Annotated in this window: 20 protein-coding genes; 10 read left to right on the plus strand and 10 right to left on the minus strand. The window is 29.9% G+C overall.

Annotated features, from left to right (window positions below; genetic code table 11):
• Positions 1-13: 13 nt before the first annotated feature.
• Positions 14-1,255 (minus strand): efflux RND transporter periplasmic adaptor subunit, encoded by a 1,242-nt coding sequence (locus HALO113_RS07580; RefSeq protein ID WP_159778445.1) that lies wholly within the window; start codon positions 1,253-1,255, stop codon positions 14-16.
• A 140-nt stretch (positions 1,256-1,395) separates the two neighbouring features.
• Here HALO113_RS07580 and HALO113_RS07585 point away from each other — a divergent pair, with 140 nt between their 5' ends.
• On the plus strand, positions 1,396-2,745 hold the full coding sequence (locus HALO113_RS07585) for a sigma-54 dependent transcriptional regulator (RefSeq protein WP_159778446.1): 1,350 nt from the start codon (positions 1,396-1,398) through the stop codon (positions 2,743-2,745).
• Positions 2,746-2,747: 2 nt separating this feature from the next.
• A complete protein-coding gene (locus tag HALO113_RS07590) occupies positions 2,748-4,079 on the plus strand; it encodes a PAS domain-containing sensor histidine kinase (RefSeq protein WP_159778447.1) in 1,332 nt (443 codons plus the stop codon).
• A gap of 7 nt (positions 4,080-4,086) precedes the next feature.
• Here HALO113_RS07590 and HALO113_RS07595 read toward each other — a convergent pair whose 3' ends face one another.
• Genes HALO113_RS07595 through trmB form a run of 3 tightly spaced genes read right to left on the minus strand, consistent with a single transcriptional unit; the run spans position 4,087 to position 5,729 of the window.
• Positions 4,087-4,422 (minus strand): MGMT family protein, encoded by a 336-nt coding sequence (locus HALO113_RS07595; protein ID WP_159778448.1) that lies wholly within the window; start codon positions 4,420-4,422, stop codon positions 4,087-4,089.
• 2 nt (positions 4,423-4,424) lie between these two features.
• Positions 4,425-5,051, minus strand: coding sequence for a LysE family transporter (locus tag HALO113_RS07600; protein ID WP_159778449.1), 627 nt, complete (start codon positions 5,049-5,051; stop codon positions 4,425-4,427).
• Positions 5,052-5,729 carry a tRNA (guanosine(46)-N7)-methyltransferase TrmB gene (gene trmB, locus HALO113_RS07605; protein ID WP_159778450.1) on the minus strand — a complete coding sequence of 226 codons (678 nt, stop codon included), beginning with the start codon at positions 5,727-5,729 and terminating at the stop codon, positions 5,052-5,054.
• Positions 5,730-5,881: 152 nt separating this feature from the next.
• Here trmB and HALO113_RS07610 point away from each other — a divergent pair, with 152 nt between their 5' ends.
• Both HALO113_RS07610 and HALO113_RS07615 read left to right on the plus strand, forming a co-directional pair.
• Positions 5,882-6,703, plus strand: coding sequence for a UDP-2,3-diacylglucosamine diphosphatase (locus HALO113_RS07610; RefSeq protein WP_159778451.1), 822 nt, complete (start codon positions 5,882-5,884; stop codon positions 6,701-6,703).
• 11 nt (positions 6,704-6,714) lie between these two features.
• Positions 6,715-7,761 carry a glycosyltransferase gene (locus HALO113_RS07615; RefSeq protein ID WP_159778452.1) on the plus strand — a complete coding sequence of 349 codons (1,047 nt, stop codon included), beginning with the start codon at positions 6,715-6,717 and terminating at the stop codon, positions 7,759-7,761.
• Here the strand turns inward: HALO113_RS07615 and HALO113_RS07620 are convergent.
• Together HALO113_RS07620 and HALO113_RS07625 are read right to left on the minus strand one after the other, a co-directional pair.
• The gene (locus tag HALO113_RS07620) at positions 7,744-8,784 is read right to left on the minus strand and encodes a cell wall metabolism sensor histidine kinase WalK (RefSeq protein ID WP_159778453.1); all 1,041 of its coding nucleotides are present in this window, start codon (positions 8,782-8,784) and stop codon (positions 7,744-7,746) included. The genes HALO113_RS07615 and HALO113_RS07620 overlap by 18 nt on opposite strands.
• A complete protein-coding gene (locus HALO113_RS07625; protein ID WP_159778454.1) occupies positions 8,784-9,467 on the minus strand; it encodes a response regulator transcription factor in 684 nt (227 codons plus the stop codon). The genes HALO113_RS07620 and HALO113_RS07625 overlap by 1 nt, the downstream gene beginning before the upstream one ends.
• Before the next feature lie 176 nt (positions 9,468-9,643).
• Here HALO113_RS07625 and HALO113_RS07630 point away from each other — a divergent pair, with 176 nt between their 5' ends.
• The 5 genes from HALO113_RS07630 (at position 9,644) to HALO113_RS07650 (ending at position 17,157) form a co-directional block, all read left to right on the plus strand.
• A complete protein-coding gene (locus HALO113_RS07630; protein WP_159778455.1) occupies positions 9,644-12,424 on the plus strand; it encodes a TonB-dependent receptor in 2,781 nt (926 codons plus the stop codon).
• A gap of 155 nt (positions 12,425-12,579) precedes the next feature.
• Entirely contained in the window at positions 12,580-13,740 is a 1,161-nt protein-coding gene (locus tag HALO113_RS07635; RefSeq protein WP_159778456.1) for a hypothetical protein, read from the plus strand.
• Positions 13,741-13,873: 133 nt separating this feature from the next.
• The gene (locus HALO113_RS07640; RefSeq protein WP_159778457.1) at positions 13,874-14,227 is read left to right on the plus strand and encodes a T9SS type A sorting domain-containing protein; all 354 of its coding nucleotides are present in this window, start codon (positions 13,874-13,876) and stop codon (positions 14,225-14,227) included.
• A gap of 105 nt (positions 14,228-14,332) precedes the next feature.
• Entirely contained in the window at positions 14,333-16,069 is a 1,737-nt protein-coding gene (locus HALO113_RS07645; RefSeq protein WP_159778458.1) for a T9SS type A sorting domain-containing protein, read from the plus strand.
• A gap of 107 nt (positions 16,070-16,176) precedes the next feature.
• Positions 16,177-17,157 carry an acyl transferase gene (locus HALO113_RS07650; RefSeq protein ID WP_159778459.1) on the plus strand — a complete coding sequence of 327 codons (981 nt, stop codon included), beginning with the start codon at positions 16,177-16,179 and terminating at the stop codon, positions 17,155-17,157.
• Between the two features lie 66 nt (positions 17,158-17,223).
• Here HALO113_RS07650 and tyrS read toward each other — a convergent pair whose 3' ends face one another.
• Positions 17,224-18,531: a tyrosine--tRNA ligase gene (gene tyrS / locus HALO113_RS07655; RefSeq protein WP_159778460.1), complete on the minus strand. Its 1,308-nt coding sequence runs from the start codon at positions 18,529-18,531 to the stop codon at positions 17,224-17,226.
• 138 nt (positions 18,532-18,669) lie between these two features.
• Between tyrS and HALO113_RS07660 the strand changes: the two genes are divergently transcribed.
• Positions 18,670-19,665 carry an NAD-dependent epimerase/dehydratase family protein gene (locus HALO113_RS07660; protein WP_159778461.1) on the plus strand — a complete coding sequence of 332 codons (996 nt, stop codon included), beginning with the start codon at positions 18,670-18,672 and terminating at the stop codon, positions 19,663-19,665.
• On the opposite strand, the gene HALO113_RS07665 is transcribed toward HALO113_RS07660, so the two are convergent.
• The 3 genes from HALO113_RS07665 to HALO113_RS07675 all read right to left on the minus strand — a co-directional run bounded on the left by HALO113_RS07665 (position 19,616) and on the right by HALO113_RS07675 (position 22,205).
• Positions 19,616-20,050 carry a DUF4296 domain-containing protein gene (locus HALO113_RS07665; protein ID WP_159778462.1) on the minus strand — a complete coding sequence of 145 codons (435 nt, stop codon included), beginning with the start codon at positions 20,048-20,050 and terminating at the stop codon, positions 19,616-19,618. The genes HALO113_RS07660 and HALO113_RS07665 overlap by 50 nt on opposite strands.
• Before the next feature lie 86 nt (positions 20,051-20,136).
• Positions 20,137-21,480: a dihydroorotase gene (locus HALO113_RS07670; RefSeq protein WP_159778463.1), complete on the minus strand. Its 1,344-nt coding sequence runs from the start codon at positions 21,478-21,480 to the stop codon at positions 20,137-20,139.
• Complete coding sequence (locus HALO113_RS07675; RefSeq protein ID WP_159778464.1) at positions 21,480-22,205, minus strand: polyprenol monophosphomannose synthase; 726 nt, start codon at positions 22,203-22,205, stop codon at positions 21,480-21,482. Before HALO113_RS07675 ends, HALO113_RS07670 begins: the two co-directional genes overlap by 1 nt.
• Positions 22,206-22,282 lie beyond the last annotated feature (77 nt).

The raw sequence follows: 22,282 nt of genomic DNA on the forward strand, positions 1-22,282 counted from the left end.
TTAAATATTTTATTTATTGTTCAATATACAACTCTTCAATCTCTTTATAATTTTTATAGGATGAGGTAATTACTTTTTCATGAGGTTGTAATCCTTCTAAAACTTCATAATAAAGTGGATTTTCTCTACCAAATTTAACAGCCCTTTTCGTTGCTCTATTTCCATTTACAACAAAAACCCATTGCCCTGCCGTATCTTGATAAAAAGCTCCTTTAGAAAGAACAGTTCTTTTTTCTTTTCCAGAAAGATTAATTTTAACTCCAAATGATATTCCTTGATTTAAGGTTAATTCCTCTTGATGAATAAAATTTAACTCAACCAAAAATCTTCCATCTTTTACTTCAGAAATTATTTTCGCTATTTCTACATTTAAATTCTTACCATCATACTCAACAGTTCCAGTAAGTCCTTCCCTCAATTTATTCAAATAAAATTCATCCACTTCTGCTGTTAATTTATATCCTTTCATCATATCTATTGTTCCAATACTGTTTCCTTGAACAAAAGTTTTTCCTAAAATAGGTTCAAATGATGACAAACGGCCTGAAAGTGGAGCTACTATTAAAAAATTGTTTTTATTTTTTCTTAAAATAGACAAACTCTGATTCATAATAGCAATGGATTGATTTAATTGAACTATTTGAATACTGTTTGCTTGTTTTTCTTTAGATACACTTTGCTTTATAATATCCATTCTTTCTTTTTGAAAGCGATAATTTTCTTGAGTTACAATCCATTCATTTTTAGCTAATATTTCTTTATCATATAAGTTTTTGTTTAAATCGTATAAGTTTTTTGCATCTTGAAAATCGTGTTCTATAGCTATCAAGTCTTTAGCTAAATTTAATTCTTGATTTCTGAGATCTAATTTCGCTTTATTAAGATTATTAATTTGCTCTATAATGGCGGTTTCTTGTTGCATATAATTAAGCTCTGTATTCGGATTATATAATCTTACTAATGGCTGTCCTTTAGTAACCCTATCTCCATTCTCCACATAAACTTCCTGAACAGACCCACCTTCAATTACATTTACTAACATAGCATGTAAAGGAGTAACTTTGGCCTGTATTAAAACAAAATCTTCAAAAAAATCGTTCTGTACATTTTTAATTATTATTTCTTCTTTTTTTACATTCAGACTTCTTTTTTTACTCATGGAAGCAAACACAAAATAACCCATTATTAAAATTAATGGTAAGACTATTAGTAACTTCTTTTTTTTACTACTTTTACGACTGATGATGGTGTCCATTATTGATATTTTAATTTATTAACAACAATTTTGTGCCATCTTTTTAAAATTTACAAAAGCTTGTTTTACAATACTTTAAAATCGAATTTTTATTCCAACTGTCCGATTATGAACACCATTTGTACGAAACCGAACAATACATGAAAAAGACGCAAGCAAGTATATTGATTATTGATGATCAAGAAGATATTATTTTTTCTGCCAAAATACTTTTAAAGAAGCATTTTGAAGTAATCCATACTTTGACTAATCCAAAAAACATCATACAAATTTTAGCTGATAATACAATTGATGTAGTTCTTTTAGACATGAATTATCGTATTGGTTTTGAAGATGGAAAAGAAGGCTTATATTTTTTAAAAGAAATAAAGAAGTTATCTCCAAAAACAAGTGTCATTTTAATGACCGCTTTTGGAAAAGTCGAAACCGCTGTTGAAAGCTTAAAATCGGGTGCTTTTGATTATGTTTTAAAACCTTGGGACAATGACAAACTTCTAGAAACTGTTAAAAAAGGAGTGGATGAATCCAGAAAAAATCAAAAAAAAATCAAAAAAGATTTAGGCGATCAAAGCTACTTCATTGGAAAATCGTCAAACATACAAAAAGCCTATTCTTTGGCTGAAAAAGTTGCAAAGACGGATGCAAACGTTTTAATTTTAGGAGAGAACGGAACGGGCAAATTTGTCTTAGCACACTATATACATTCTCAATCCAATAGAAAAGACAGTACTTTTATGCATATTGATTTAGGTGCTTTGAATGAAAACATCTTTGAAAGTGAACTATTTGGCTATGCTAAAGGTGCATTTACTGACGCTAAAACAGATACTGCTGGACGTTTAGAATCTGCACAAAATGGCACTGTTTTTTTAGACGAAATTGGAAATGTTCCATTACATCTACAGGCGAAACTATTACAAGTTATTCAAACTAAAACGGTAACAAGACTTGGAGAATCTAAACCAAGACCATTAAATCTTCGATTTATAACGGCTACCAATTTAGATTTAAAAGCTGAAGTAGCTAAAAAATTATTTCGCGAAGATTTGTTTTATCGCATTAACACTATGGAAATTGAATTACCTCCTTTACGAGAACGTCTCGAAGACAAAATTCCTTTAGCTTATTTTCTATTGCATAAAATGATGTTTAAATATGAGAAAGACTCAGTAGTTTTTAACCAAAAAGCGTTGGAACAAATAGAAAAACATGCTTGGAATGGAAATATTAGAGAAATGGAGAATCGGATTGAACGTGCCATTATTCTTTGCGAGAATAACATAATTACTTCAACTGATTTAGACCTAGATTTTGTTACTGTTTATGATGAAAAAACGGATGATTTACCTCTATCTGATATAGAAAAAGCAACTATTGAAAAAGTATTAATAAAAAACGATTTCAATATTAGTAAATCAGCTGAAGAACTTGGTTTATCAAGAGCTTCATTATATAGAAGAATAGAAAAATACAATATTACAACACTATAAATATGTTCCATTCTTTCAAAATATACAATCAATTAATATTACGACTACTTTTTATTCTTTTGGGTTTTATAGGTATTCTATTTTTTATATACCAATCGCTTTTCTATACTTCCTTTTTTACTGGTCTTTTACTTGTTTTATTATTCATTGAACTCTTTTTTTATGTAAAAAATGCTTTTTTATTTTATGATAAAACAATTTTAGCAATACTACAAGATGACTTCTCAGCCGATTTTTCAAAACACAAATCCTACAACAATTACAAAAACTTATTTTATCTATATGATACTTTAAAAAACAAACGCAAAGAACAAATATCTACAGATCTTATTTATCAATCCATTTTCAACAATATTGAAACTGGTATTTTAATACTAAAAAAACAAAATGATGATTGGATTATCTTCTTAATGAATGATTATTTCTCTACTCATTTTAAAGTTCCAAAAGTTTCTAAATGGTTTTATCTCAAAAAACAACTCCCCTCACTTTGTAATATCATTGAAGAACAAAATTTTAATGAAATAAAAACCAGCCTTCAAATTAGAGTAAACAAGCAAGATACTCAAACCTTTATTATGCAATCTTCTAGAACAAAAACTTATAATCAAGAATATTATGTTATTTTATTAGATTCTATACAAAAAGTAGTTGAGAAAAAAGAAAAAGAAGCTTGGATTAATTTAATGAAAGTCATTTCACATGAACTTTTAAATTCGCTAACTCCTATTAGATCACTTTCTCAAAATTTAAAAGAGTTAGTTGAACAAGAAAACTTAACAACGGAAGACTTTGATGATATGAAGCAAAGTGTTCAAACCATGCTCAATCGTAGTAATCATTTACAACAATTTGTAGAAAGTTATCGAAAATTAGCCATGTTACCTACTCCTCAAAAAGACAAAACAGAGTTGAATGAAATAATTAATGAAGGATTAAAAATAATGCAACCCTTATTCAAAAAAGAAAGCATTACCGTTCACAATACTATAGATTTTAAACATTGGTTCTTTGTTGATAAATTACAAATGGAACAAGTAATTATTAATCTGCTAACTAATAGTTTATATGCATTAGAAGGCAAAAAAAATAAAGTTATAACTATTGCAGCCGAAACAAAAGAAAAAAGATTATTCATTTCAATTATGGATACAGGTAATGGTATCGATGCAGCAATTGAAGATAAGATATTTCTACCTTTTTTCACTACTAGAAAAGAAGGTGCTGGTATAGGATTAACCCTCTCAAAAAATATAGTTGAAGCTCATGGCGGTTATTTAACCTATTATAATAATGAAAACATCACTTGTTTCACTATTTGCCTAATTGAGTGATGCTAAATTAAAAATCAGGTTCCCAAAAATGTTTTTCAAAATCAACTATCTTGTTATCAATTACTTTTATACCTTCACTTTCTAATAATTGTTGCATTAAATTTGTTCCATCAAAATGATGTTTTCCAGTTAAAAGTCCTTTTCTATTTACTACTCTGTGTGCTGGCACATCTTCCATATTATGACTTGCATTCATTGCATAGCCAACCATTCGAGCAGATCGAACTGCTCCTATTGCTTTCGCAATTGCTCCATAAGAAGTGACTTTACCTTCCGGTATCAATCGAACAATTTCATATACACTTTCAAAAAAACTATCGTTATTTTTTGCTTTTGCTTTCATGATTAAGAAGTAATCATCTTATAAATTGAAGAAATTGCTACAATACCTGTAATAGCTGCGATAAAAAAATTAATATTCTTTATTAAGAAGCTTACTCTATCCTCTATTTTTCTAAAAACCATTGCATAAATATAAAACACTAATAATGTGCCACTTCCCGCACCAACTATAAAGAAAAAATTAGATAAAGGCGAAAAATCGAAAATATTTTTTGATGATAACGTTAAACTTGAAAAAACATAATAAGGTATAGCAAACATATTGAAAGAAGAAAGCATCATACCATATAAAAAACGATTGCTTTTACTTTTGATTTCTACATCTTTCTTAGGTTTTTTAGACTTAATTCCGCTGTAAATAAAAAATAGGGTTAATAGAATAAATATAACTACAGCGAACTTCTTTAAGTTTTCACTCACTGCTGGGTGACTGTCTAAAAATTTAGCAAAATAAAGTCCTAAAAAACATTGAATAATTACAATTGTAGCCGCTCCATATCCAAAAAGCATTCCGGATTTTTTCGTTTCATTTACACTAAGCTTGGCCACCATCATGTTTAACATTCCTGGCGGAATAATACCAATGAAAGCGATAAAAAAACCTAATAGTAAAGAGATCAAATATTCCATTTATGATTTTATCTTAAATTGTATATAGGTAATTGGCTTATTAATTTCAAGATATTGTTTCTCATAAAACGTTTGTATATTAACTACTTCATAAGGTGCTCCTTCATTTTTATATACATTATGATTCGCATACAAAACTTCATGTCCTTCACCGTGCAATAATCCTAAAGTGTATCCATGCATAAATTCACTATCCGTTTTTAAATGCATCAATCCATTTGGCTTTAAAATCTTTTTATAGCGTTCCAAAAAATTAGAATTCGTCATTCTGTGTTTAGTACGCTTGTATTTTATTTGCGGATCTGGAAAAGTAATCCATATTTCATCTACTTCGTTTTCTGCAAAACAATGCTCAATAAGTTCTATTTGGGTTCTTAAAAACGCTACATTATTCATTCCCCCTTCTACAGCAGTTTTTGCTCCTCTCCAAAAACGAGCTCCTTTAATATCTATACCTACAAAATTTTTATGCGGATATTTTTCAGCTAAACCAACAGAATATTCCCCTTTTCCACAACCTAATTCTAAAACAATCGGATTTTCATTTTTAAAAAAATTGCTATTCCATTTACCTCTTAAAGCAAAATTATCTGAAACTACTTCCTCTCTTGAAGGTTGAAATACATTATTAAAAGTTTCGTTTTCTTTAAATCGCTTTAATTTATTTTTACTTCCCACTCTTTTTTAAATTTTTGACAAAATTAATGAAATAAAGTTTTGATAATGATTGATTAACTTTAATTAAAGGTAAAATTTATTTTTTTGCAAGATATTTATTGAATTAAACCACTTTATTTCAATAAAATAGAAATGATTCTTATTGGTAGAAAATGAAAAAAAGAAAAGTAGAACTAGTAGTTATTTCAGATGTACATTTAGGTACTTATGGTTGCCATGCTAAAGAATTATTAGAATATTTATCATCCATAAAACCCAAAACGTTGATTTTAAATGGTGATATTATTGATATTTGGCAATTTAGAAAATCGTATTTTCCTGCAAGTCATCTCAAAGTAATTAAGAAAATAATTTCTCTAAGTACAAATGGTACAAAGGTGTACTATTTAACAGGTAATCATGACGAATTCCTTAGAAAATTTACAGACTTACATTTAGGGAACTTACATTTACTTAACAAATTAGTTTTAGACATTGATAATCAAAAAGCATGGATTTTTCATGGTGATGTCTTTGATTCTTCAATAACTCATGCAAAATGGCTGGCAAAATTGGGTGGATGGGGATATGATTTATTAATTTTAATCAATAGATTTCTGAACTGGATTCTTGTAAAATTTAATCAAGAGCCTTATTCACTTTCAAAAAAAATAAAAAGTAATGTAAAATCTGCTGTTAAATTTATCACTAATTTTGAAAAAGTTTGCACTGAATTAGCTATCGAAAATCAATACGATTATGTAATTTGCGGACATATACATGAACCTAAGATTGAAACTGTTACAACTACTAAAGGCACTACTATTTATTTAAATTCAGGTGATTGGATTGAAAATTTAACAGCTTTAGAATACAATAAAAAGAAATGGAAACTACACAAATATAAACCTGAAGTAGAGTATAATAGTGATGAATTGTATTTTGACTATGAAAATCAATTAGCTGAGCAATTTATAACTTTACTTAAAAAATAAATCTATTCCTAATGCCAAAAAGAATTCTTATAGCACCACTTAATTGGGGCTTAGGTCATGCCACAAGATGTATTCCCATTATTAAAGCACTTGAAAAAAATAATTTTGAGCCTATTATTGCTTCTGATGGTGTTGCACTAGATTTATTAAAAAAAGAATTTCCTCATTTAACACATATATTACTACCTTCATACAATATAAAATATGCTGAAAAAGGAAAAAATTTTAAACTTAAATTATTTTCTCAAGTTCCCAACATCATAAAAGCCATTAATCAAGAAAAAAGAGCAACTAAAGAAATCATCGAGACATACCATATTGAAGGAATCATTTCAGATAATCGATTGGGAATTCATTCAAAAAAAGTACCTTCTGTATTTATTACACATCAATTGAATGTTTTGACTGGTAATACAACATGGATTACAACAAAATTACATCATTATTTTGTAAAAAAATTTAACGAATGTTGGGTTCCTGATAAAGAAAAAGGACCAAATTTATCAGGTGAGTTAGGTCATTTAGAAGAACCATTCAAAAATATAAAATACATTGGCCCTTTAAGTCGTTTATATAAAAAAAACATACCTATAAAATATGAATTAATGATTATTCTTTCTGGTCCTGAACCACAAAGAACCTTATTAGAAAAAAAAATAATTGACGAATTAAAATTCTACAAGAAAAAAACGTTATTCATAAAAGGAGTGGTTGAAAACCAACAAACAGTAGTTGAAAAGAATAACATTACTTTTTATAACTTTATGAATAGCGAACAAATTGAAACTGCCTATAATGAAAGTGAAAAAATTTTATGCCGTTCGGGTTATACAACCATAATGGATTTAGCACAATTGAGTAAAAAAGCATTTTTCATTCCTACTCCTGGTCAATATGAACAAGAATATCTAGCTAAAAAATTTAAAAAAGAAGGTATCGCACCAAGTTGTAAACAAGAAAAATTTGACATTTCAAAATTAAGCAACATTGATTTATATAGAGGGTTTAATCATTACAATACCGACGTAAGTTGGAAAAAACTATTTAGTCTTTTCTAATGTAAATGAAAACTCAGAGCCAATTCCATATTGACTTTCTACATAAATTTTTTCATCATGTCCTTCAATTATGTGTTTAACAATAGCTAATCCCAAACCTGAACCTCCTTCACTTCTTGCACCACTTTTGTCAACACGATAAAATCTTTCAAACAATCTAGGAATATGCTGCTTTTCAATTCCTTCTCCATTATCTGTAATTCTAACAATAATTTTATTATTAACTAAATCTTCAATACTCACTTCGGTAGTACCTCCTTGTTTACCATATTTAATTGAATTCATTACTAAATTGGTTATAACTTGTTGGATTTTTTCTTGATCAGCTATGACTTTTATAGGCTTATAATTGGTGTCAAATGTTAATGAAATATTTTTTTTAGACGCCCTCATTTCTAATAGTTCAAAAACATTCTGAACCACTTCAACTATATTAAACTCAGACAATTCTAAATTCAAATCGCCAGTTTCTAATTTAGTTATCATATCTAAGTCTTTAACAATGTAAATTAACCTTTCTACACCTTTTTCAGCTCTCTGCAAATATTTCTTACGAATATTTTTATCATCCATTGCCCCATCAAGTAAAGTTAGTAAATAACCTTGAACTGTAAATAAGGGCGTTTTTAATTCATGAGAAACATTTCCTAAAAATTCTCTTCGGTATTCTTCTCTAATTTTTAAAGTTTCAATTTCTAACTTTTTGTCTCTGGCAAATTTCTGCACTTCTCTTGTAAGAGTTGCCATATCAGTGGTTATCGGTTGGTTTCTAAAGGAAGCATTTTCAAGAAGAGAAACATCGTCATATATCTTTTTTACTCGTCTGTAAATAAACCGTTCAACCCTATATTGCAAAACAAAAAATGCGAAAACAAATATTATAAAAGCAAAGACGAAGACAAACCAGAGGTTGCTTTTTAATAAAAAATAATTAAAGGCCAATAGTACTCCTGAAGAAAAAAGAGTAATATAGGAAGCTGATTTTACAGCAAACTTATACGATTTTTTAAAATTAATGACCATTAAAATTCTACCTTATAGCCTACTCCTTTGATAGTTTTGAAAAAATCATCACCAATTTTTTCTCTTAATTTTCTAATGTGAACATCAATTGTTCTACCTCCCACTACCACTTCATTGCCCCAAACTTTATCTAAAATTTCTTCTCTTGTAAATACTTTTCCAGGTTTAGTTGCTAGTAGATAAAATAATTCAAACTCTTTTCTTGGCAATATAATTTCTTCTCCTTGATGAATGATTTTATATTCTTCCCTATTGATTTCAATATTACCAAATCGCAAAGTATCCGTAGTGGTGGAATCGTCTTTTAGCCTTCTTAATAAAGCTTTAACTTTGCTCACTAAAATTTTTGGTTTGATAGGTTTCGCTATATAATCATCTGCACCCGCATCAAAACCAGCTACTTGAGAGTAATCTTCAGAACGAGCCGTTAAAAAAGTAATAATAGTATTTTCTAATTCGGGATATTTTCTAATATTTTCGCAAGCTTCTATACCATCCATTTCAGGCATCATTACATCCATAATAATCAAATGAGGTAGTTCTTTTTTTGCTTTCGTTATAGCTTCTTTACCATTTGATGCTGTGATAATTTGATATCCTTCTTGAGATAAATTGTAACCTACGATTTCTAAGATATCTGGTTCATCGTCAACTAATAATATCTTAATTTCTTTTTTTTTCATAAACTTTTGGCATGTTTCTTAGCGGTAAAGGTAAAGATAATATAAAAAGATTCAAGTGCTTAACAATAATTTAATCACTTTACATTTTATTAACCTTATGTAAACGTTTTTATAATTTCCAAGTAACAGTCTAGTAACTTAATTACAATTCCTTTGCACCAAAATTCAACAACACAATGAAATTAAAATTTTTACTAGGCTTTTTGCTATTAACTACGTTAACATTTTCTCAAAATGGAACCGTAAGCGGAGTAATTACAGACAAAGAATTCAATAACGAACCCCTTCCATTTGCAAATGTTCTTATTAAAGGCACCACCATTGGAACATCTACAGATGATAACGGAAAATATAGTTTATCTATAAAACCTGGTAGTTATGTTTTAGAAATAGGTTATTTAGGATATGAAACTAAAGAAATTCCTTTCACTATAAAAGCAGGTGAGAAAAAAGTAATCAATTATACTTTAGCTGCAAGTGGTGTTCAACTTGAAGATGTTGTAATTACACATACAGTAACTAAAGAAAGTGAAGCCGCTGTTTTACAAGACATTCAAAAAGCAGTAGAAATCAAACAAGCTATTGGTGCTCAGGAAATGTCTAGAAAAGGAATTAGTGATGTAGAAGAAGGATTGACTAAGGTAACCAATATTTCAAAAGTAGAATCGAGAGGTTTATTTGTTAGAGGCTTAGAAGATAGATACAACAACCTTTTAATCAACGGCTTACAAGCACCATCAAATAGTCCATTCAAAAAGATTATCCCATTAGATTTGTTTCCTACTGATATTGTAGGTGTACTAAATGTTTATAAGACTTTTAATCCGAATATTCCTGGTGATTTTGCAGGAGCAATGATAGATATAGAAACTTCAGAATCAACAAAATCAGAAACCAAACTTTCAATCGGTTTTGGATATACTACAATGAATAATGGGGAAGATTTTTTAATTTCTTCTGATGCAAATTCTACTCAAGGCTTTTTTGGATTAATAAAAAAAGACAGAGAACTACCTAGTGTATTTGGATCTGTACCAAGTGGTTACCAAATGACTTCGGCTGAATACAAGAATGCTCATGAAAACAATTCATGGAATGTAGATCAGTCTTCAAGTCCAATTAATTCTAGCATAGGATTCTATCACTCTGACAAATATAGTTTTGAAAACGGTAATAAGTTTAGTTATTTACTTTCATTGAATGCAGATAATAAATATTCAATAAGAAAAGGAGTAGATAGAACATTCAATCAAGGACAAGGAAACTATGACAAAAACTTATTTAGAGAAGATTATAAATACAATACATCAAATTCTGCGTTGATTAACTTAAGGTACAAAGCAGATAGAGGTTATATTTCTGTAAATTCATTTTATTTAAGATCAACAGAAAGTTTAATTTCTGATGGTTTAGGTTATTTAAATAGTTTAGAAAACAACCCAAATTTTAAGATTCGCTTAAATCAATTTGAGCAATCTGATTATTTCAATAATCAAATTCTTTTAGGTTATGATTTAACCAAAAATGGCGATCATAGTATCAAAGCTGGTGGTTCATTTGTTAAAACTAATTATGCTCAGCCAGATAGAAAGACAATCGTTGGTACTATGGTAGATAGCGAAAAAATTGATATTTCTTACGGAGGTAACAATCTAAACAGACAGTATCTTCAAATTAAAGGTAATTACTATATGTCAGGACTTTTAGAGTACAATTGGAAATTTGGAAAGGAAGAAAATGACAAAAAAAACAAACTATCTGTTGGTATAAATTCATTTAGAAATAATATTACATCAAAATATAGATTTTTGGCAGGAAGAAATTTAATACCAACTCAATTTGTTACAGAATTAAATACAATTGACGACGTAATAAACGAGGATGTATCAAATGGAATAGTAGCTTTTAGAGAAGAATCTAACGCTGACTATAAAGTAAAGTTAGACCAATTTGTAAATGCTGGATATTTTAATTTATTTTGGAATTTTGGTAAAAAAATCGAGTTGAATGCAGGTTTGAGAGCAGAGAGTTCTTTACGTGAAATAAAATTCCGTCCAATTTCTGCCTCAATTGATGACCCTTATTCTAAAGATAAAGATAATCAATTGGATTTACTACCATCAGCAAATATCAAGTATGCATTAAGTGAAGAAAGTAATATTAGATTTGCTTTATCAAAAACTATTGTTCGTCCTGTAACAATGGAATTATTACCTATTCAGTTTGTGAATCCAGATGCTACAGTAGAGTTAGGAAATCCAAATTTAAAAAATTCGGAATCATACAATTTAGATTTAAAATATGAAATGTTTACTGATAAAAACGAAATGTTTGCAGTAGGCCTTTTTGGGAAACAAATTAACAATCCAATTGAACGAATATTTATACCAACAGCTAGCAGTGGTGGTCAAATAACTACATATAGTAATTCAGATCAAGCTACATTATTTGGAGCTGAATTAGAATTCATTATACAACTATCAAGAATTAGTAAACAATTAGATAATTTTTCATTTGGGTTTAATACTTCCTTAATGAAAACAGATGTAAAAGTAAATAAGTTAGTAAATACACTTGAAAACAACAATAGTAGAAGTTTACAAGGAGCATCAGAATGGCTTATAAATGCTGATTTAAAATATGAATTTGAATTAGCCAAAGATTTAAAAAACTCAATGACATTAGTTTACGGTGTTTACGGGGATAGAATATATGCTGTTGGAACTGCTGGTTTAGATCACATTTATGAAAAACCTTTTAACAAATTAGATTTTGTTTGGTCGAGCCAAATCAGTGAAAATTTATCGGGTAAATTCTCAGTTGATAATATTTTAAATCCATATTATAGATATGAGTTAGGAGATAAAAGTACAGTAAATATTGTAGAAGATTCATTAATCATGAGGGAATACAAAAGAGGAGTTGGCTTTTCATTTGGATTGACTTACTCATTCTAACAAAATTAAAAAGAGCTTTTCAAAATTGAAAAGCTCTTTTTAATTTACCTAAACTTAACAATACTAGAATTACTTAATCTTTTCATAATTTCCTTATAACAATAACAAAACTTCTTGAATCTATTTTTGTATCAAATTATTAAACAACAATTACAATGAAAAAATTACTATTTAGTGCTGCTTTTTTAAGTTTAATTTTTACTGGATGTTCATCAGATGATGATGAAACTATTAACAATGGACCTTCAGTTGGAGAAATTACTGGTGATATAACCACTAATACAAGTTTACCTCTAGGAAATTATACTTTAAAAGGAATTGTTAGAGTAAAAAGTGGTGCAAAATTAACAATAGCTGCAGGTTCAAAAATCACAGCTGATGTAACAAATGGAGTTGATGCTTTGGTTGCTGAAAATGGAGGAAAATTAGAATTAATTGGAACTGCTGCTGAGCCAATTGTATTAACTGAATTATCACAAACGCCAGGATCTTGGGGTGGAATAATTATATATGGTGATGCTCCTATAGTAGGTGCAAGTGGTGTAACATCTGCAACATCTGAAGATGGGCTTAACCTACCTTATGGAGGAAGTAATTCAAACCACAATGGAGGCACTTTAAAGTATGTTAGAGTTGAATATGCTGGTAAAAAAATTACTGATGGAACAGGAGAAATGAATGGTTTCTCATTTTATTCTGTTGGTTCAGGAACTACTTTAGATCATTTAGTATCATATAAAGGAGCTGATGATGGTTACGAATTTTATGGAGGTACAGTGAGTGCTACAAATTTAATCTCTTACGGAAACTATGACGATTCTTTCGATTGGCAAGATGGATGGAGAGGACAAAACAACTCAAATTGGTATGCATATCAAACTGTTACTGGTAATTTCGGTATGGAAATTGAAGCAAAATCTGTTAATAATGATTTTTGGCCAGTTGTTACAAACATTACTTTAAAAAGAGCTCCTGGTACATTAACTGAAAATGCTTCCGTAGAATATGATGCTATACAATTTAAAAAAGAAGGTAATGGAGTATACTCAAATATTTTAATTGAAGGGTATTCAGATGTAAATGCTGTTGCTGTAAGAATTCAAGATGCAAATACAAATACCAATCAAGTAAACGGGAATAAAATTAAATTAACCGATGTTAAAATAGTAGGAGGAACTACAGAAACAGGCTCAGGTTCATCATCATTTACTGTTGCTTTCCCTTCTGGACAATTAACAACATCTTCGACAGCTGCTGGTGCTAACTTAACTGCTGGTGCATGGGCTACTGTTAATGGTGTTAATTTACTACAATAAGCTATATTTTATATATTAAAAGATAATAACATTTTTTCTATAATAAAAGTTAAAAATCCCTCAAAATGAGGGATTTTTTATTTGGCATTGTTATTGCAATAAAAAAAAGTGTTATATTTACAATCTAATCAGTATGCTAGTGATAAAAAAATACTTTTATATTATTCTTTTTTGTACTCTTTTATTTTCTGTAGACACATTGTCACAGAACAGTAAAAACAATACTTCAAGTACAAGCACTACTCAAGAACCTTCAATTGAGGGTCTTACTATTTATCCTAATCCAGTTAACAATGGAAAAATTTATATTACCTCAAAACTAGGCCTTGAAAAAAAGGTAGAAATTTTTGATGTCTTAGGTAAAAAAGTTTTTGAAGCCATAGTAACAACCAAAGAAGTTAATATTAGCTCATTAAACACTGGAGTTTATATTGTAAAAGTAAAAGAAGGAGACAACTCGGCTACTAGAAAACTAATTATCAATTAATTAGTCCTTGTTTTATATTTCTAAATTAACTATTATTTTACATACCTATTTTCGTAAAAACGAAAATAGTTACTATATTTGTACACATTAAAAAAACTTAAAAAAATGAAAAAACTTTACTTTTTATTTACTTTATTTATAACTTTTCTGTCATTTGCACAATCTACAGATTTATATTTCAGCATGTATGCAGAAGGTTCTTCTAATAATAAATTTTATGAGATTTACAACGGAACAGGATCGTCAGTTGATTTAGGCAACTATTCCGTAGAACTATATGCTAATGGTGCTACTACAGCTACCAATACTTTAACATTTCCTGCATCAACTATGTTAGCTTCAGGAGATGTATATGTAGTTTATAATTCATCATCTAATGCAACTATAATAAGCGCAGGAGACATCAGCTCTTCAACATGTAATTATAATGGAGATGATGCATTAGCACTTTTAAAGTTAGGAAGTGTAATTGACGTAATTGGACAAATTGGAAGCGACCCAGGAACAGCATGGAATGTTGGAAGTACAACTGGAGCAACTGTAAATCATACTTTAGTTAGAAAAAATTCTGTTTGTAGCCCAAATCCTGTAGCTTTATCTTCTTTTGGAACAGACGATACTACTTCAGAATGGATAGTATATGCAATTGATGCAGAATGGGGTCAAATTGGATCTCATAGTGGCTGTTCAACTTTACCATCATTAGCAATATCATCTCCATCTAACGCAACACTTTTCAACCCTTTAACAACTTCTGTGAATGTTTCTTTTTCTGTTGCCAATTTCACAGTTGCTAATGGTACTGGAGATGGTTATATTAAATACTCTGTAAACGGAGGAAGTGCAGTAGATCAATTTGATACTTCAGATATCGTTATCCCTGTTACGCAAGGAGGTTCTTATGCAGTTGCATTAGAATTAGTTGATAATGCAGGAAATCCTTTATCAACTCCTATCACTGACAACGTAGTGTTTTCCGTAGACATCTTGTATGTAATGCAAGATATTGCTGGTTTAAGAGCAGATGTACTTTCAAACGGCGTTGGTAGATATTACCAAATTAACTCTACACCAACCATTACTTACAAAAGAGCAACTAGAAATCAAAAATACATACAAGACGGAACTGCTGCTATTTTAATTGACGATAATAATGGTATAATAACTGTAGGAAACCAAGGAGATGGATTATCTGGGCTAGTAGGACAATCTTTTGATTTTAATGGTTTATTGGAATTTGTACCAGTGCAAAATGCAACTGTAGCTACTGGAGCTACAATTACCCCACAAGTAGTAACAATTGCCGATGTTATAGCTACACCAGAAGATTACGAAAGTGAATTACTTCAAATTAACGGAGTAACTTTTGATGCTACAAATACAACATTTGCAACTAATACAAATGTACCTGTAACTGCACCTACAGCAACTACATTCAGACCTATTTTTTCTGAAGCAGATTATATTGGTCAAAACATTCCAACTTCAGCAACAAATATTATCTGTTTTGCTGGTCAAAGTACAGCTGCAAATGTTCCAACTACAAATCAAGTGTACTTAGTAGCAAGAAGTTTAGCTGATTTAACATTAGAAACTAAATCTTTTGATGCTATCGCTGGTTTAAAAATGTATCCAAACCCTTTAACAGGTAACATCTTAAACTTCTCATCGAATGCAAATGCAGCTATGACTGTTCAAGTATATGACGTTTTAGGTAAAGAAGTAGTAAAAGGAAATGTAATCAACAATACTTTTAATACAGGTAACTTAAACGCGGGTATTTACATTGTAAAAATTACAGAAGAAGGAAAAACTGCTACTAGAAAATTAGTAGTGAAATAATAATTCCTTTAAAATATTTATTAAAAAGCACCAATATTCTCTTGGTGCTTTTTTTATTTTATACTTTTGCAGGTATTCGAAACAGAATATGGTTTCAGTAATTCATTATGATTCACACAGAGGATATATTTACAATTTCAAGCAAAAAAGATTTTGAAAAACTTACCTTAAAAGTTTTTCGTTACCAATTTGACAATAACAAAGTCTATAACGAATTTTGTACTTTATTGAAAAAAGATAAATCTAATGTAAAAACAATCCTAGATATTCCTTTCTTACCCATACAATTTTTCAAAAGTCATGAAATTGTGAGCACAACCAACTCTGTTCAGGAAACTTTCACAAGTAGTGGAACAACCGGTATGCAAACTAGCAAGCATTTGGTAACCGACGTTTCGTTATACGAACAAAGTTACCGTAAGGGTTTTGCAGAGTTTTATGGCAACATTGAAGATTATTGCATTTTAGCTTTACTTCCTTCCTATTTAGAACGCGAAGGTTCTTCTTTAATTTATATGGTTGATGATTTAATCCAAAGTAGCACCCACCCAGATTCTGGCTTTTACTTAAATAATTATGAAGATTTGATTGCCAAATTGATTGCCTTAGATCAATCGGGACAAAATGTAATTTTAATTGGGGTAACGTATGCTTTATTAGATTTAATAGAAAAACATACTTTTCAATTGAAAAACACGATCATTATGGAAACGGGTGGTATGAAAGGAAAACGAAAAGAAATGATTCGAGAAGAATTACACGCTATTTTAAGCCACGGTTTTGGTGTACCTGTTATACATTCCGAATACGGCATGACCGAGCTTCTATCGCAAGCGTATTCACTTGGTAACGGTATTTTTGAATGCCCACCTTGGATGCAAATTCTTATACGCGATACAGAAGATGCTTTATCCTATGTTACTAATGGAAAAACAGGAGGAATTAACGTTATTGATTTAGCCAATGTCAATTCGTGTTCGTTTATTGCCACACAAGATTTGGGAAAAAAATATCCCAACCATTCTTTCGAAGTGTTGGGACGTTTTGATCATTCTGATATTAGAGGTTGTAATCTAATGGTTTTATAGTTCTCGACTCCGCTCGAACTGACAATCTCGACTGGCTTGAACCATATACTTAAACAAACCACTGGATTATTTAACCCTTATTACATAATAGTTTTTCCTCCCTTTTTGCAATAATAAGAACTGATTAGCAATTAAATCTTCTTCTGTAATTCTTCTTTCTTCCGTAACTTTTACTTTATTTAAAGAAACTGAATTTTGCTTTAATTCTCTTCTAGCATCACTATTTGAATCTAAAAAATTAGTCTTAGTTGCTAAAGCCGAAACCATATCCAAACCAGCATCAAAATCAGCTTTAGAAATAGAAGCCATTTTTATACCTTTAAAAATATTCAACAAATCATCCTCAGACATATTGTTTAGTTCTACCATATCTTTACTAAAGAATGCATTTGATGCAACAATAGCTCTTTCAAGTTCTTCTTTTGAGTGTACCAATATCATTAATTCTTCAGCCAAACGTTTTTGCAATACTCTTAAATGGGGCGCTTCGTTATGCTCCGCAATTAATTTTTCTACTGTATCTTCGTCTAAAAACGTGAAAATTTTAATATATTTTTCTGCATCAACATCGGTAGTATTTAACCAAAATTGGTAAAAAGTATATGGAGTGGTTTTATCGGCATCTAACCAAACATTCCCTCCTTCCGATTTTCCAAACTTAGAACCATCTGCTTTTGTGATTAACGGACAGGTCATGGCATAGGCTTTGGAACGCTCTTCATTATCCACGTTCATTCTACGAACTAATTCTGTACCCGTTGTAATATTTCCCCATTGATCACTTCCGCCCATTTGCAACAAACAATTGTATTCTTTATTCAAATGGTAGAAATCGTAACCTTGAATTAACTGGTATGTAAATTCTGTAAAACTCATTCCTTCACTCCCTTCGTCACCACTTAAACGTTTCTTTACAGAATCTTTTGCCATCATGTAATTAACGGTAATACGTTTCCCCACATCTCGCGCGAAATTAATGAATGAAAAATCTTTCATCCAATCATAATTATTGACCAATATAGGAGCAGCAGCATCTGTTGCATTGAAATCTAAAAAACGAGACAAAACGCGTTTAATACCTTCTACATTATGATTTAATGTAGCTTCATCTAACAAATTGCGCTCATTTGATTTTCCAGAAGGATCACCAATCATCCCTGTTGCACCACCTACCAAAGCAATAGGCTTATGACCAAACTTTCGCAAATGCATCAGTAAAATGATGGGCACTAAACTTCCTATATGTAAAGAATCAGAGGTAGGATCAAAGCCAATATAAGCCGTGGTCGACTCTTTAACTAATTGCTCTTCTGTTCCAGGCATCATATCATGAATAAGCCCTCTCCATCTTAATTCTTCTACTAAATTCTTCATTTTTATAATTAATTTTCGCAAATATATCAATTTTAAAAACCAAATTTCCTATTCCAAATTCCAAATTTTATTAAAATTTTAAAAAATATTCTGAAATTCATTTTATCAAAAGTCAAACAATCTCTTTATATTTACCCTATGATATTAGTTACAGGCGCAACAGGTTTAGTTGGTTCTCATTTATTACTTCAACTCATTACAGAGAACGAATCGGTTATAGCATTATATAGAGATAAAGATAAAATTCAAGCAGTTAAATCTGTTTTTGAATACAAAAACCATTTGGATTTATTTGAAAAAGTTCAATGGATACAAGGCGATATACTTGACATTCCTTCTTTAGAAATTGCTTTTCAAAATGTAAAAGAAGTATATCATTGTGCTGCTTTAATATCATTCGACCCAAAAGATGAAGAAAAATTAAGAAAAACAAACATTGAAGGAACCTCAAATATCGTTAATTGTTGCATTGATTTTAAAATTAATAAACTGTGCTATGTGAGTTCAATTGCTGCGTTAGGTGACACTAAAGAAAATGAATACATCATTACTGAAGCAACCGAATGGAATCCTGAAAAGCTACATAGCGACTATGCGATTTCAAAATACGGTGCTGAAATGGAAGTATGGAGAGGACATCAAGAAGGCTTAAATTGCATTATTGTGAATCCTGGAATCATCTTTGGCTATGGTTTTCCCCTGCAGGGCAGCAGCACTTTCTTTAATGCTACTAAAAAAGGAAACACCTTTTACACTAAAGGAAAAATTGGCATTATTACAGTTGAAGATGTTGTTACTATCATGGTTTTATTAATGAAAAACAATATAATGAATGAGCAATTTATTTTAGTTGCAGAAAATCCAACTTATGAAAACGTTTTATATTGGATTGCTGATGCTATGAATTTAAAAAAGCCTTTTATTAATACAAATAAAACCCTAACTAAACTGACTTGGAAAATGGATTGGTTTATTACAAAATTAACCAACAGAAAACGCAAGTTCACAAAGAATTTAGCTATTGCATCCCATAATAAAAATAGCTATTCCAATGATAAAATTAAAGAAAAATTACATTATAAGTTTATTGAGATGAAAGATTATCTTGCTTCTTTGTCAAAGACTTATTATTAAACTCTCTTTTTCTTTCCTGATTTTTTTCAGAATTTTTCCTATTCTCTTGAGCTAATAAAGTATCTATTTCAACTTTAGATTGGTCTATTCTTTCTGAAACTTTCTGAAACATTTTATGGTAATTCTTTATATCCGCTGCATAATAGCGCTGATTTTGATAATAGGTTGTACTATCAATATTATACTTCAGATAAATATAATTTTTTATTCTAATTTTATTTTCTGTTAGCTTATTAGGCATATATGCTTCTGCAGCTTGTAATAAGGCGGTATCGTATAAAATATTCAACATTGTCTCTTCATCCAATAACTTATCTGGTTTAGGCACAGGTCTCTCGTTACAAGAGAATAAAACAACAAGAGCGAACAAAAAAAACTTTTTCATTTTTACAACTATTTAATAAACCATAAAAAATTAAATATCTAAATCTATTTTTCGATTAATTTTAAATCAAAAACAAACTTTATAAATTATTCTCTTTCAAACAATAACCTCTTTGCTGCTTTTAATTCTTTAAATCTTCCATTTGAATAGATCAATTTTCCATTTACAAAAGTATGGGTAACTCTAGATTTAAAATTAGTTCCTTCAAAAGGTGACCAACCACAATGATATAGAATATTTTCTTTTTTTACATTCCAAGGCAAATGAGGGTTTATGATAACTAAATCTGCATAATAACCTTCTTTAATAAAGCCTCTTTTTTCTATTTTAAAAATTTTTGCAGGATTATGACACATTTTTTGAACCACTTTTTCAACCGTTATTTTTCCTCTATGTACTGCCTCAAACATAGCCACTACAGCATGTTGTACTAATGGTCCTCCAGAAGGGCAAGTAGTATAAGGATTTATTTTTTCTTCTAAAGTATGTGGTGCATGATCCGTTGCTATCACATCGATTTTATCTTCTAATAGAGCTGTCCATAATGCTTCTCTATCTTCTTTTGTTTTTACCGCAGGATTCCATTTAATCAAAGAACCCTTGTTTTCATAATCTTCATCACTAAACCATAGATGATGCACACAAACTTCGGCTGTAATCTGTTTTTGTTCCAATGGAATTTTATTGGTAAACAATTCCATTTCTTTAGCTGTTGACAAATGAAATACATGTAATCTTGCACCTGTTTTTTTTGCTAATTCTATTGCTTTAGAAGAAGACAAATAACAAGCTTCGGCACTTCGTATTAAATGATGGTATTTCACTGGAATATCATCACCATATTCTGCTTTATATTTTTCTAAATTAGTTTTTATAGTGGCTTCATCTTCACAATGTACGGCAATAAGCATTTTAGTAGAGGAAAATATTTTTTCTAATACTTCTTGGTTATCTACAAGCATATTTCCTGTAGAAGAGCCTAAAAACAATTTTATTCCAGCTACATTTCTCGGATTAGTTTTTAATACTTCGTCTAAATTATCATTGGTACCACCCATCATAAAAGAATAGTTAGCATAAGAAGTCGCAGCTGCAATTTCATATTTTTGTTCTAATAATTCTTGGGTTACAGCATTGGGCACTGTATTAGGCTGTTCTATAAACGAAGTTATTCCACCGGCAATAGCGGCTTTACTTTCAGAGGCAATATTTCCTTTATGTGTTAATCCAGGCTCTCTAAAATGAACTTGGTCATCAATAGCACCCGGAATTAAATAACTTCCTTCTGCATCGATAATAACACAATCAGAAGATTTCAAACTTATTTGTTCGGCAATCTCTTTGATGATTTCGTTTTCAATTAAAACATCTCCTTCAAAGATTGCTCCTTCATTGACAATTTTAGCATTTTTAATTAAAAAAGTACTCATTATAGTTGGTTAAAGATTTTTCTTACTCTTAGCATTATTACTCCAAAAACAGCTTCCCTAATTATTGATCCACTCATTTTTGATTGCCCTTTTGTTCGATCAGTAAAAATAATAGGGACTTCTACTATTTTAAACTTTTTAACATAGGCTCTATATTTCATTTCTATTTGAAACGCATAACCTATGAATTTTATTCTATCTAAATTAATTTTTTCTAAAACATTTCTTCTATAGCATATAAAACCAGCTGTAGCATCATGTATTTTCATACCCGTTATCATTTTAACGTAGATAGATGCAAAGTACGACATTAAAACCCTGTTTAAAGGCCAGTTTACTACGTTTACACCGGTGGAGTATCTAGATCCGATAGCTACATCGGCATTGCTAGAAGCGCAAGCAAATAAAAGCCTTTCAAGATCTTTAGGATTATGAGAAAAATCGGCATCCATTTCAAAAACATATTCGTACCCATGAGATAATGCCCATTTAAAACCATGAACGTATGCTGTTCCTAATCCCGATTTTTTCGTCCTTGTTGAAAGAAAAAGTCTATCCATGTATTTTTGTTGAAGTTCTTCTACTCTTTTTGAAGTACCATCGGGAGAATTATCATCTACGATTAAAACATGAAAATGAGATTCCAAAGAAAAAACTGCATCTATAATATTGTCTATATTTTCTATTTCATTATAGGTAGGTATGACTACTATTGCCTTCAACATTTTAATTAATTAATTTTCGCTTACAAAAATAAACTATTTATCAACTATATCTCTTAATAAATTTATAATAATTAAGT

The organism is Flavobacterium sp. 9AF (assembly GCF_902506265.1).
GTDB lineage: Bacteria > Bacteroidota > Bacteroidia > Flavobacteriales > Flavobacteriaceae > Flavobacterium.